This window comes from Bianquea renquensis, from assembly GCF_014384895.1.
Classification (GTDB): Bacteria; Bacillota; Clostridia; order Lachnospirales; family Bianqueaceae; genus Bianquea; species Bianquea renquensis.
The window spans coordinates 1-12,891 of record NZ_JACRSQ010000002.1; the positions used below are offsets into that span (position 1 = coordinate 1).

General features: G+C 51.2%; 11 protein-coding genes. 9 read left to right on the top strand and 2 right to left on the bottom strand.

The features are described 5' to 3' along the window. The 4 genes from H8730_RS01495 to H8730_RS01510 all read left to right on the top strand — a co-directional run. Positions 1-372, top strand: a 372-nt coding sequence (locus tag H8730_RS01495) for a DUF4368 domain-containing protein (RefSeq protein ID WP_249289219.1), incomplete at its 5' end; no start/stop codon positions are given. A 390-nt stretch (positions 373-762) separates the two neighbouring features. Beyond that, positions 763-1,461 carry an ABC transporter ATP-binding protein gene (locus H8730_RS01500; protein ID WP_177713601.1) on the top strand — a complete coding sequence of 233 codons (699 nt, stop codon included), beginning with the start codon at positions 763-765 and terminating at the stop codon, positions 1,459-1,461. Positions 1,462-1,473: 12 nt separating this feature from the next. Further along, positions 1,474-3,699 (top strand): ABC transporter permease, encoded by a 2,226-nt coding sequence (locus tag H8730_RS01505; protein ID WP_177713600.1) that lies wholly within the window; start codon positions 1,474-1,476, stop codon positions 3,697-3,699. A gap of 6 nt (positions 3,700-3,705) precedes the next feature. Further along, complete coding sequence (locus H8730_RS01510) at positions 3,706-4,503, top strand: class I SAM-dependent methyltransferase (RefSeq protein ID WP_177713599.1); 798 nt, start codon at positions 3,706-3,708, stop codon at positions 4,501-4,503. Here H8730_RS01510 and H8730_RS01515 read toward each other — a convergent pair. After that, entirely contained in the window at positions 4,500-6,845 is a 2,346-nt protein-coding gene (locus H8730_RS01515; protein ID WP_177713598.1) for a GH36-type glycosyl hydrolase domain-containing protein, read from the bottom strand. The two genes, H8730_RS01510 and H8730_RS01515, sit on opposite strands and share 4 nt — an antisense overlap. Positions 6,846-7,109: 264 nt before the next feature. Then, complete coding sequence (locus tag H8730_RS01520) at positions 7,110-7,742, bottom strand: AAA family ATPase (protein ID WP_249289221.1); 633 nt, start codon at positions 7,740-7,742, stop codon at positions 7,110-7,112. 165 nt (positions 7,743-7,907) lie between these two features. Here H8730_RS01520 and H8730_RS01525 point away from each other — a divergent pair, with 165 nt between their 5' ends. The 5 genes from H8730_RS01525 to H8730_RS01545 all read left to right on the top strand — a co-directional run bounded on the left by H8730_RS01525 (position 7,908) and on the right by H8730_RS01545 (position 12,884). Continuing rightward, complete coding sequence (locus H8730_RS01525; RefSeq protein WP_177713597.1) at positions 7,908-8,675, top strand: glucosamine-6-phosphate deaminase; 768 nt, start codon at positions 7,908-7,910, stop codon at positions 8,673-8,675. A gap of 123 nt (positions 8,676-8,798) precedes the next feature. After that, positions 8,799-9,695: a sugar phosphate isomerase/epimerase family protein gene (locus H8730_RS01530; protein ID WP_177713596.1), complete on the top strand. Its 897-nt coding sequence runs from the start codon at positions 8,799-8,801 to the stop codon at positions 9,693-9,695. A 136-nt stretch (positions 9,696-9,831) separates the two neighbouring features. Further along, positions 9,832-10,902: a Gfo/Idh/MocA family protein gene (locus H8730_RS01535; RefSeq protein WP_177719082.1), complete on the top strand. Its 1,071-nt coding sequence runs from the start codon at positions 9,832-9,834 to the stop codon at positions 10,900-10,902. Positions 10,903-10,916: 14 nt separating this feature from the next. Further along, positions 10,917-11,795, top strand: coding sequence for a Gfo/Idh/MocA family protein (locus H8730_RS01540; protein ID WP_177719083.1), 879 nt, complete (start codon positions 10,917-10,919; stop codon positions 11,793-11,795). 294 nt (positions 11,796-12,089) lie between these two features. Further along, complete coding sequence (locus H8730_RS01545; protein WP_177719084.1) at positions 12,090-12,884, top strand: sugar phosphate isomerase/epimerase family protein; 795 nt, start codon at positions 12,090-12,092, stop codon at positions 12,882-12,884. Positions 12,885-12,891: the final 7 nt, after the last annotated feature.

The following is a 12,891-nucleotide window of genomic DNA, read 5'->3' on the forward strand; positions in this document are numbered from 1 at the left end:
GCGATCTCCAAGCGGTTGCCGGAACTGGACAAGCTGATCATGTCTGCCTATGAGGACAAGGTGCTGGGGCGTGTGCCGGAAAGCGTCTGTATTCAACTGCTCAATCAGTACGAGGCAGAACGCAGAGAAAAGCAGGATCGCCGCAGGGAACTGACCGAGCAGCTTGCCGTCAGCCGTGAGAATGAAAAGTCCGCGGACGCATGGCTGGATATGATGCAGGACTACGCCCAGCTGGAAGAACTGGATCGCCCGACACTGGTGCGTCTGATTGAGAAGATCGTCATCGGTGACCGCTACACCGTGGACGATCACGAAGAACGGGACATTCACATCTATTACAACTTCGTCGGTTACATTGAAATCGAAGAATAATGCTGTCATACTTTATGCGAAGTGAACTAAAAAATTATACCCAGAGTAATCACGATTTTTTCTCATGGTTAGTGAAGCAACAAATTGGCATGGCGTTTCATCTGCCGGATATATTGACAAACAACCGGATGTATAGTATACTGATAGTTAGCAACAACTAACTATGGAGGTTAGTATTTTGGTAGGAAATAGTTAGTTTAAACTAACCTCTATATAAAAATTGGGGATGCAAAGCATAGAAATAACAAAGGCTTTTGAAAAAGGGCGGCATTCTCTCGCGGATATGGATTTTGAGGGCGGCGGCTGTCGCTCTGCTGGTTTGGTGCGGTATATAGAAAAGACGGAATCTGCCGGTGAGATAACGGTATGCAAGATAAAGGAGAGATAAGGATGCTGATACGCGTAAAGGATGCTGTAAAAAAGTACGGCAAGGGAGAGACAGAGGTATATGCGCTTGACCATGCGGAGCTGGAACTGGATGAGGGCAAGATATGCGTCATCCTTGGCCCGTCAGGGTCTGGAAAAAGCACGCTTCTGAATATGCTGGGCGGACTGGATACACTGGACAGCGGAGAACTGACGGTAGCAGGCAGGAAGGTAACGGGACTGTCGCAGGAGCAGCGCACCGATTACCGCAAGGAGGATGTGGGCTTTGTCTTTCAGTTTTACAATTTGATTCCCGATCTGACGGTGGAAGAGAATATTGAAGTGGTGGCGGATATCTCCGCCCATCCACTGGATATGGATGAGGTGCTTCGGGCGCTGGACATTGAAAAGTATCGCCGCCGTTTTCCCAAAGAGCTGTCCGGCGGACAGCAGCAGCGGGTGGCAATCGCCCGCGCGATGATCAAGAATCCCAAGCTGCTGCTCTGCGACGAGCTGACCGGGGCGCTGGATACCAAATCCTCCAGGCAGGTGCTGAAATTTGTGGAGAAGATGAATCGGCAGTTCGGCACCACAGTCGTCATCATCACACATAACGAAGCGATTGCAGGTATGGCGGATCAGGTGATCCGGCTGAAGGACGGGCAGGTTTCGGAGAGCCTGCTAAACCAGCGGAAAATTCCGGCGGCAGAGCTTGTGCTGTGAGGAGGCGGTGGGATGAAGCTGAACAGACGCTATACCCGGAATATCCGGGAAAACCTGTCCTTTTATATTGCTTCCACGATATTGACCATCGTAACGCTGTTGCTGTATTTCCTGTTCAATATCGCCGGAAACGCAATTCTGGATTTCAGCGAGGATTTTTATGAGCGGAATCAGGTAGAGGACGCGCATTTTACCACCTATATGGCCATTCCGGAGGAAGAGCTTGCGAAGCTTTCGGATACATATCATGTGACCACAGAGGCACAAAGGTATATCAATATTGAAACGGACGGCGTGACCGCCCGTGTGTTCAGCAGAACGGAAAAAGTGGACCTGTATGAGGTTACGCAGGGCAAGGACGCTGAACGTGATAATGAGATCGTCATCTCCGAGGGATACGCCGTTGCCAATGCCGTTTCCATCGGAAGCCGTATGAAAATCGGTGACAAGGAATACACGGTCGCCGGTTTTATGCAGCGCCCGGATTATCTGTACATGCTGGAGAGCGAGGAGGATGCCTACAAAAATGTTTCCACCTTCTATCTCTGCTACATGACCGGCAGCGCGTTTGAAGCTCTGGGCGATACAGGCTGCCAGTATCTTGTGAGATATACAGGGGATTCCGACATCACGGGATTTCGCAAGGCCGTGCATGAGCAGTACTATATGCGCTCCTATTCCTCCGCCGCGGAAAATCCCCGGATCACCATGGTGGAACAGCAGGCGCAGATGTTTATCGTAATGGCGTATGTGCTGTTGTGCATCCTTCCTTTGATCGCGGTGGTCCTGATCAGTATTATTATCAGCCGTAAGGTGAAATCCGAACAGCGCATGATCGGCACGCTTTCGGCTCTCGGCTATAAAAAGGGACAGCTGATGCGCCATTATGCCGGGTTTGCGGTGATTCCGGGACTTGTGGGAGGTGTTTTCACGGCAATCATCTCCGCAATCGCAGCCCAGCCGCTCAGCGAAATGGGGCTCCAGGACTATGAACCCATGCACGTTGCGGGACATTTGAATCCGCTTGCCGCGCTGCTTGGCTTGCTGGTTCCCACGGCCCTCTATGTCATTGCCGCGCTGCTCTCTGTCCGGCGGCTGCTCAAAAAAGATACGGTGCTGCTGCTCAGCGGCAATGCCGACGGCGGAAAGAAAAAACTGAGACGCGTTTTGGCAGGAAACAAGATGTCCTTTCGAATAAAGTTGGCAATTCGCTCCCTCCTCGGCAATCCCGCGCGGAGTCTCGTCATTCTCTTGGGCGTGTTTCTCGGCTTCTTTATTATGCTGCTCGGCCAGGGCTTCTTCGATTCCATCAACCGTATGGGCGATACAGCAGCGGAAGCGGCCGGAAGCTTTGAACACCAATACATTTTAAATGAGATGCTGACGGAAAATCCTTACGGCGGGGACACCATGCTGGTTTCCGCTGTGGAACACGACGGCGGAAGTAAGCTGTCCGTCATCGGAACAACAGACTCCAATCCATACCTTGAGCCCAAGGATGCGGACGGAAACATCATCTCCATTGAGAACGGGTATTATATTACCAGTCTTGCACAGCTGACTCTCGGCTGGCAGACGGGCGATACGGTGACAGTATACAATCCGCTTTCCCTGGAAAAGAAAGAAATTCAGATCGCGGGCGTTATTCAGAATCATGTGCAGAAAAGCATTATCACCTCTAAAAGGCTTGCCGCGGAGCTTACAGGGCTCGACGAGAACAGCTTCAACTGTATAGTCAGCAGTGGTGCGCTGTCCATCCCCGAGGCGAAAATCGCGCAGGAAAGCCAAAGGTCGGATATCACCGAGCAGGCGAAAACCATGACAGCGCAGATGGATTTCCTGCTCCAAATGATTATCGGGCTGGGCATTGTCATCTGCATTGCGGCGGTGTATGTGGCGGTAAATATGCTGGTGACAGAAAGCCGCAGCAATATATCCATGCTGAAAGTGCTGGGATATCGGGATAAACAGATTAACAAAATTGTGCTGCGGACGCACCATATTCTGCTGCCTATAGGCATTTTGCTGGCAATTCCGTGTACCTACGCGGCGGCTCACGCCTTTTTCCTGATGATGGTGGATTACGGAGTGATGCTGATCGACACCTATATATCGCCTAAGAGCTATATTCTGTCCATTCTGCTCACGGCCGGCTGCTATTTCGGTTCCCTCTGGCTGCTGCGCCGAAAGGTGAAAAAGGTGGATATGATCGAAAGTCTGAAAGATAACCGGGAGTGAAACGCTATGGAAAAGGTGAATATACAAGGCGTGCCGGAAACCATGCTGCAAACACTGTATGCCCGCGCCACCTATTCCAAAAGTAACAGCCGCATCTTTTGCGATGAAAAATCCGTTGAGGTGGTCAAGGCGCTGGACTACGATTTTTCAAGCGCGGAGAAGGATATGCTGATGAGCAAGGGTGTGATTGCCCGCACGCTGCTGCTGGACCGCATGGTGAAAGTATACATAGAAAAAAATCCCAATCTCACAGTGGTGAATATCGCCTGCGGCATGGATACGCGGGTATACCGGCTGGATAATGGAAAGCTCCGCTGGTACAACCTCGACCTCCCCGAAACCATCGAGGTGCGCCGCCACTTTTTTGAGGAAAACGGGCGGATTTCCACCATTGCCAAATCCGCTATGGATGACAGCTGGGCGAGAGAGGTTGAACCGACAGAAGAACAGGTGCTGGTCATTATCGAGGGGCTGACCATGTATCTGTGCGAAACAGATGTGCGGAAGATTCTTTCCATTATCGCGGATGCCTTTGCAAACGCGGAGGTGATCATGGAGATCATGTCGCCATTCGCAGTAAAACACATCAGGGAAAAATCGATTTTGGACTCTAAAGCGAAGTTTACATGGGGACTGAAATCCGGCAAGGAATTGGAGCAGCTTGCGCCGTCCTTTCGCTGGGTAGAGGACGTCAGCCTAGCGGAAGGCATGAAAATGATGACGCCCTCTTACCGTCTGGTATCATGGATCCCTGCCGTGCGGAACATTTCTAACAAGCTGGCGGTGCTGTCTGAAAGAACTTAATACACGACAACGATTTCCACCGATTGCTTGCCGCGTATGGTATCGTAAGGCAGGAAGTTGCTGTCCAGCGTTTCCCCGTCGACGATGATTTTCTTTGCGCGCGCGTTTTCCACAGGGAGCTTGGGGGATTGAACCGTGCAGGAAATTCCCCGGTAAATTCTCGTGTAGGAGAAACCGTCCCATTCCAGCGGCACACAGGGATCGATTATGACCCCATCGTAATCCGGACGGAAGCCCAGGATATACTGAGAGGCAGCGAGAAACATCCACGAAGCCGTACCGCTGAGCCATGAGCATTCGCCGGAGCCGTAGCGCTCGTGCGACGGACCCACCATGGAGGACGAGTAGATATACGGCTCAACTTTGCATACATCCGCTCGGTCATTGCGAACCGTGGGGAGTTCTCTGTGATAGAGGGAGTAGGCATCCTCGTTTCGCCCGAGAAGCGTCTCCGCAATAATCGCCCATGTGCTTGCGTGGAAGAAGAGTCCGCCGTTTTCACGTATGCCGGTCTTCATGCCAAAGAAATATTTCTTTTGAAAATCGATTCCGGAGGAAGCGGGGGCGTGGGAGACAACGCCGAGATCGCAGAACAGATATTGTTTGACGTTTTCAAAGCAGGAATTCCCCTTTTCCGCCGATGGGAGACGGCTGAGGACCGCCCATGACTGCGGATTTAGGAATATCTTGTTGTACTCATCATCGTCGGTACCATACTTCTCGCCGTAATCGGTGAAACCTCGCAAATACCACTTGCCGTCCCATAGGACTGGTTCCACACTCCGGCACCACTCATAGTACTGTTTCGCCCACTGCGTGTTTTCGGTATCCTTCAGGTGCTCGAAGAGGTGGATCAGCTCGTAGGCTGCATGCGCGGCCTGGAAAAAGACAAATGCGCTCTCCGCCTTATGCTTATCCCATGAAATTTTCGAGAGGCTGTCGTTCCAGTCGCTTCCGAGAAAAAGCGGTACGCCGTGCTCTCCGAGATGATGTTTTGTGAATTCAAGCCCCAGCTTCAGATGTTGCAGAACCGTTCCCTCTCCGCCGTCGATAAAGGGGATCAATTCTTCGAGAAAACCGTAATCTCCAGTCTCCTTCACGTAGGTGCAGACAGAGAACACCGTCCAGATATGGTCGTCCGAGCGCCCCCCGCCCATGGACTCACCGGTTCCGGGAAAATAAAGGGTGCGAGCGTTACCATCCGACTTCTGAATGCCCATAAGGGTCCGCAGCCGCTCCTTCACTTTATCTGGAGCGGAGTGGACAACGCCGAGAACATCCTGCATACTGTCGCGGTAGCCCCATCCTCTGTCCAGTCCGCGCTCATAAAATGAAATAAATCTTGACCAATTAAAGGTCATGCGGCACTGGTAGGGGTGCCAGATATTGAGCATTGTATTCATCTGCTCATCGGGGGTTTTGACTTGAAGATAGCGGCTGTTCTTCCTCCACGCCGCCTTGAGCTCCTCAAGCTGCTCATGGACGAGGGGGTAATCTGACGCGCTTGCCACCTGCTCCTTTATCTCCTCTTCGTCGCATGCGTTTCCTATGGTAAAGACGAAGCTTTTTTCTTCCCCCGGTGCAAGGGACACCGGACAGCAAAAGCTTCCGCACGCATTATCGCCGTTTATATCGGAGTTGCCGCACACACCCCGCTCCACCGCAATGGGGTTGGATTCGTCGCGGCATGTTCCGAGAAATTCAATGCGCGCGCAATCATGCCCCTCTATGGGCAGGTCAGTGGCAATATAGCTCAGCAGCCGCTTTTCTCTGATGAAATCGTCGGAAGGATTGAAGATGATTGCGTTGCCCTTTCTCCGGCAGTCAAAAAAGTATCGCGGCCAGTCGCATTCGATATCGTATTTTGCAATATAGCAGCTGAATTCAACATAGCTAAAGAGTTTTAGATTCTTAACGGTTGCCGATGTATTTTTCACGGTTCCCTTCCAGATTTCGTACTGTTTTCCCTCTGGAATAAAATATGTGATCTCGCTTTGGATTCCGTCCTTTTCCGAAGAAATTCTTGTATAGCCCATTCCATGGCGGCAGCTGTAGCTGTCCAGCTCAGCCTGCACCGGCTGCCATGTGGGAGACCATACCGCACCGCTGCCCATATCCTTAAAGTAAAGGTATCTTCCGGGACGGTCGTAGGGAATTCGATTAAAGTTATAGCGCGTGATGCGAAAGTTTCCAGGATCTCTGTCGAACACCAGCCCACCGGCGGTATTGGAAATAATCCCGCTAAAACCGCCGTCGCCCAGATAATTGAGCCACGGTGTAGGCGTGTCCGGCCGAGTTATCACATATTCCCGATTGTCATTGTCATAATATCCATACTTCATCAAGCGATTCCTCCGTTTTTGAATGACGTACTTTGGCTAGATTATAACACAAATGAGTGTTAAATTCAACAAAGTTTGAACTTTGGTTCTGAATAAAAATTCATGAAGAATTTTTGATTTCAAATTCTTGTTTCCACAGTCATGCTGCGATTCCACCAGGCGCAGTTTTCTAGTGGTACTGGCTTTCCCTCCATACCTGGACTTTTATCAACGGAAAAGGCGGTATACTTTTATGTGATTCCCATTGTGCAGCATATGTTTTATCTATGCTTCCAAACAGTTCTGATTCAACAGAAAATCATATAATCCAATATGCAAAATGCCGTCCTCATCTGTCCATGGTTTCGCATGTGTTTTGGTTATAATAATTTTTTTAAAAAAATCATTTGTGTTTTTTAATGGTCTTAACTCTGTTGTCAATTTATCTTGTTCGCTGACGGACAAGGCAGACTGAATATAGTACCTTTTGGAACCCATATTTACAACAAAGTCAATCTCGCATTGCTTTCTTACCCTTTTTCCGTCACTTGTTTCCGAAACCTCAACAACGCCAACATCCACAGCATAACCCCGATATATTAATTCATTGTATTCACTTATATCCTTGAAATACACTTCTGAAAACAGGTTCTTGAGATAATTCATTTTTTCTTTATCATGTTTAAAAAAAATAAGCTGCGGCATACCTCCATAGAGAGCATACTCCTCATAGGCTTCTGATTTATCTCCGCCGACATACTCAAAATATTCCTTAAAGGTCAGTGGAAATACTTGAAGCTGGTCGCCTCTGCCTCTGAAAGCTGTCATTACATCTTGCGATAAAAGCTTTGAATTACTTCCCGTTACATAAATATCAACATTGCGAAGCCGCATTAAACCGTTTAAGACATTATACAACTTAATGTTTTCCGGATTTTCAATTTCCTCTTTTGAAATGGCGTACTGCGCCTATACAAAAAAATTATCAATAGTTCTTGACTTTCTCGCGAACCTGGTATAGGATAAAAGGCAGATATAGATATCGATTTCTATTAGATTCGATTGGCAAAAAAGGAGGCTACCATGAGAGATAAGGATGGACAGTATACCGCAATGTTTAGCGTCAGACAATTTCCAACGAGAGACGCATTGGGAGCGGCTTCCTGTGATGATGTGGTCAACACCATCGCAGAACTTCTCAAAGTGAAAGAGACAATTTCTATGATCTTTGCCGCTGCGCCATCACAGATGGATTTCCTGAGCCGGTTCCGGCAGGATTCCAGAGTAGACTTTACTAGGATTCACGCCTTCCACATGGATGAGTACATAGGCCTGGCGGAGGGAGCGCCCCAGGGATTTGCCCAATTTCTGAAGGATGCTCTGTTCGACCACGTTCCCTTTGCATCCGTGAACTGTCTGAATGGAAACGCGGGAGATCCGGAGGCGGAGTGCCGACGGTATGAGGCCCTTCTACAGGAAAATCCGGCGGACATAGTGTGCCTTGGCATTGGGGAGAACGGTCATATTGCCTTTAATGATCCCCACGTGGCGGATTTTCACGACCCGCGGCTGGTGAAAATTGTGGAGCTGGACCAGACGTGCCGCACCCAGCAAGTCCATGACGGGTGTTTTCAGGAGATATCCCAGGTGCCGGCCCGCGCCATGACGCTGACGATCCCCGCTCTCATCTCTGCGCCCTACCATTTCTGCATGGTGCCGGCGCCGACAAAGGCTCAGGCGGTGTACCGCACAGTCACCGGCCCCATCGAGGAGGCGTGCCCTGCAAGCATCCTGCGCACATGTAGGCAGACTGTGCTCTATCTGGATCAGGATAGCGGCGCACTTTTGTAAGGGGGCTCGTGTGAAAAATAAGCTCGATCGCGTATTTTTCGCACAGCTATTTGTGCCGGAGCGTCACAAATAGCCGTGGTGGCAGAATTGCCCCGTCGCTGACGCTCCAGAATGGAGATTTTTATGTTCAAGATAGGGGTTATCACAGATGAGGTTTCCCAGGAGTTGGAGCCCTCCATTCAGTTGGCAGAGCGTTTCCAATTGGATGGCCTGGAGCTTCGCACGGTAAAGGACAAGGGCGTTTTTGATTTTACCCCACGGGATATAGCAGAAGTCAAGGCCAAAGCGGAGGAAGCAGGTTTGTCCATCTGTGGCATCAGCGCTCCCTTTTATAAATGTGAATTGACAGATGAAAAGGAGATTGCGGAGAGTCTGCGGGGGCTGGAAACCTGCCTTCGAATGGCGCAGACCTTTCACACAAAGATGATTCGGGGATTTACCTTTTGGCGGCGGAAACCCTTTGAGGAGGTCTTGGATACCATTCTTCGGCGGTTTGAGGAGCCTGCCGCAATGCTGAAGGGAACTGGCGTCACCTTGGCGCTGGAGGCGGATCCCAGTGTGAACGCTTCCAATGCATCCCAGCTGGCGGCGGTCATCGAGGGGGTGGGATCTCCCCAGATTCAGGCGCTCTGGGATCCCGGCAATCAGCTTTACACGCCTGGCGCAGAGGTGCCGTATCCAGACGGATACCAGCGGCTGCGTCCCCATATCGCCCATGTTCACCTTAAGGACGCGGTCTTGAACCCAAAGGGGGAGGCGGTGGGCTGCGCCTTCGGAAGGGGGCTTGTGGATTACCCGGGACAATTTCGCGCCCTGGCGGAGGACGGATATGACGGATATGTGGTGATGGAAACCCATTACCGCAAGAAGGGAACTTTATCGGAGGAGCTTTTAAAGCGACCCGGCGGGGCGGCATTTTCAGCCGATGGGTATGAGCCCACGGCCGAGTGTCTAGAGAACCTGCGGGAACTGCTTACAAAACAAGATAGCGCTGGGGCGCTGGAATGGAGGTTAGTGTGAAAAATAAGCTTGATCGCTTATTTTTCACACGGCTATTTGTGCCGGAGCGTCACAAATAGCTCTGGGGGCAGAAGAGAAATCGCCTTCGCGAATTTCTCTTCGCCTCTGTCGCTAACGCTCCAGAATGGAGGTCACTATGAAAAAATTACGAATCGCAATCATTGGACAGGGCCGAAGCGGACGGGATATCCATGGGAAGTACCTGCTCACAGATACCGACCGCTTTACCATCGCGGCGGTTGTCGATGAGCTGGTGCACCGCCGCGCTCGGGCGGAGAAAGAGTACGGCTGTGAGTCTATGGCGGATTACAGGGAACTTTTTGGCCGGGACGATATTGATCTTGTGGTCAATTCCACTTTCAGCCATCTCCACATGCCAATTACGGTCGATCTGCTCAACCATGGATTTAATGTTCTGACGGAAAAGCCATGCGCCAGAACAGCGGACGAGATGCAGGCGATGATCGACGCCGCCGAGAAAAACCATCGGATGCTTGCGGTTTTTCAGCAATCACGCTTCGCCCCGTATTTCGAAAAGGTGAAGGAAGTGCTAGCGTCCGGCGTTCTAGGGCGTACAGTGCAGATCAGCATCGCATTCAATGGGTACAGCCGGCGCTGGGATTGGCAGTGCTGCCAGGATTTCAACGGCGGTAATCTGTATAATACCGGCCCGCACCCGGTCGATCAGGCGCTAAATCTATTGGATTATTATGAGGGGACGCCGGGAATCTTTTGCAGGATGGACCGGGCGAACACCTTTGGCGACGCGGAGGACTATGTAAAGCTGATTCTGACTGCGCCGGACCGGCCACTCATCGATGTGGAGATCAGCTCCTGTGACGCGTATCCGTCCTATACCTACAAAATCCAGGGAACACGAGGTGGACTCAAAGGCTCCATGACCCACATCGACTGGAAGTACTACAGTGAGATCGATGCGCCGAAACAGCATTTGATTCGCGTGCCATTGGAGAATGCGGAGGGATTGCCGGCCTATTGCTCCGAAAAGCTGACATGGACGGAGGAAAGCTGGGATACCAGCGATCCCAGGACCTTCACATACGCGGCAAAAAAGCTATACAGCAACCTCTATGATCATCTGACAACGGGAGCACCGCTGATTGTCAAGCCGGAACAGGTGAAGCAGCAAATGTACGTCATGGAACAGTGCCATCTGCAAAATCCCCTTGGCCCGGTGGAAGAATAAGGAGGACTCGTCCTATGTATCGAATCGGAATTATTGGAACGGAAAATTCCCACGCCATCACCTTTGCCAAACTTCTGAATTTGCCCGACGAACAGGGGCGGTACCGGCACGAGGATGCCCGGATTGTCGGAGTTTACGGTCCGGATATGGAGTCGGCACAGGAGATCGTGGAGAAAACAGGGGTCTCCTTTATCGCGGATAAACCGGAAGACTTCATCGGGAAGGTGGACGCAATGATGATCACATCCCGGCGGGGGTCCGTCCACGCACAGTACGCCATGCCGTTTATGGAAGTGGGAATCCCACTTTTTCTGGATAAGCCGGTGACATCCGACCCCGCCCAGGCGGCGGCGCTCATGGAGGAGGCACGAAGGAGAAACGTACCGGTTATGGGAGGTTCGGGCTGCAAGCTGGCTGGCGACTTGAAGCCGGTGGTCCAGGAAGTGAATGCGCTGCGGGAAAAAGGAGAGTTCATCACGGCCGCCATGAATTTTTCCGTTGACTTTCACAGTATCTATGATGGATTCTATTTCTATGCCCCCCATTTGACAGAGATGGCGCTCACGGCCTTTGGCTATGATATGCGAAGTGTTTTGGCCTGTGAGACAAATGGAACGGTCTCCGCCATCGCCCGGTATGATGATTTTGACGTGTCTCTGTGTTACACGGCTGGCAGCGCACAATCCGGATGCCTGGTGTTCGGAAAGAAGGGGAACGCCTACCACGAGATCGGGATCTCCGATATCTTTGCGGCGGAGGTGGATCATTTTGTCCACATGCTCCACACTGGGGAGATGCCCCTACCCTATGACAAGCTCATTCGCCACGTGCAGGTGATCGACGCGATTTTGACGTCGCTGAAAACCGGGAAGGAAACGCCTATTTTGGCATAGAGTTTGAGTCGAGAAGGGGCTATTTGAGAAGATAAGAAATGATATGCTCCGCATTTGAATCAAATAAGCTGTGGCCGCGGATATCTGTCATACGGATATCCGCGTTTTTTGAAAAGCCTCGTCTGGCTAGGAGGGCCAGGAGTATCCCGCAGGTAAGCGAGGGAATCCGTATACTTGTACAATACTATATCATTGACTTCTGGTGTAGTTGACAATATAATGATAGTACAGAATTCAGAGAACGGTATGGTGCCTAGTATCGATTTGAAAATACAACGTAAGGAGGCGCACTGTATGAGACTTTGCGTGCCAATCCCCTGTTTCTTTCATGAGATGGATTTCGTTTCTTCCCTCTATAAAGTTCGAGAGTTGGGCTTTGACGCCGCGGAGACCTACAATTGGAGGGGGCTTGATCTGGACAGGGTCCGAGAGGCTTGTCTGGAGACTGGTGTGGAGCTTTTGAGCATGTGTACGACGGAGTTCCGGATGACCGACCCGGACTGCCGCGGGTTATGGCTTGCGGGCTTGCAGGAGAGCTGCGAGGCGGCAGAGCGCATGGGAGTCAAGCGGCTCATCACCCAGGTGGGGCAGGATACGGGCGCTCCCCGGGAAGAGCAGTATGCCAGCATTGTGGCGGCCTTGACGGCTGCAAAGCCCATTCTCGACGCATTCGGCGTTACCATCATGATTGAGCCGCTCAACACTCTGTTTAATCATCCGGGGTATTATCTCTGGTCTGCGGTGGAGGGCTTTGACATTATTCGGGAGGTTGATCACCCCTTAGTCAAGGTTGTCTACGACATTTATCACCAGCAGATTATGGAGGGAAATATCATTCCCAACATCACGAACAATCTGGATTGCATTGCGCACCTCCACAGCGCGGGACATCCAGGACGCCATGAGCTGCAATTTGGCGAGAGCGACTACAAAGTTATTTTTGCGGCTGTCGATAAGGCAGGCTACACAGGAGCGTGCGGACTGGAATACTCGCCGCTCATGGAGCCGGTGGAGAGCTTACAGGAAGCTCTCCGGCTTTACGGTCAAGCTGAGAGGGGAGATTTAACAGCGGAACTTGTTGTAGGATGAGCCCCAG

Excerpts from the sequence above, each read along its gene's own strand:
- H8730_RS01500 (WP_177713601.1), top strand. The coding sequence starts at position 763 with ATGCTGATACGCGTAAAGGATGCTGTAAAAAAGTACGGCAAGGGAGAG.
- H8730_RS01505 (WP_177713600.1), top strand. The coding sequence starts at position 1,474 with ATGAAGCTGAACAGACGCTATACCCGGAATATCCGGGAAAACCTGTCC.
- H8730_RS01510 (WP_177713599.1), top strand. The coding sequence starts at position 3,706 with ATGGAAAAGGTGAATATACAAGGCGTGCCGGAAACCATGCTGCAAACA.
- H8730_RS01515 (WP_177713598.1), bottom strand. The coding sequence starts at position 6,845 with ATGAAGTATGGATATTATGACAATGACAATCGGGAATATGTGATAACT.
- H8730_RS01525 (WP_177713597.1), top strand. The coding sequence starts at position 7,908 with ATGAGAGATAAGGATGGACAGTATACCGCAATGTTTAGCGTCAGACAA.
- H8730_RS01530 (WP_177713596.1), top strand. The coding sequence starts at position 8,799 with ATGTTCAAGATAGGGGTTATCACAGATGAGGTTTCCCAGGAGTTGGAG.
- H8730_RS01535 (WP_177719082.1), top strand. The coding sequence starts at position 9,832 with ATGAAAAAATTACGAATCGCAATCATTGGACAGGGCCGAAGCGGACGG.
- H8730_RS01540 (WP_177719083.1), top strand. The coding sequence starts at position 10,917 with ATGTATCGAATCGGAATTATTGGAACGGAAAATTCCCACGCCATCACC.
- H8730_RS01545 (WP_177719084.1), top strand. The coding sequence starts at position 12,090 with ATGAGACTTTGCGTGCCAATCCCCTGTTTCTTTCATGAGATGGATTTC.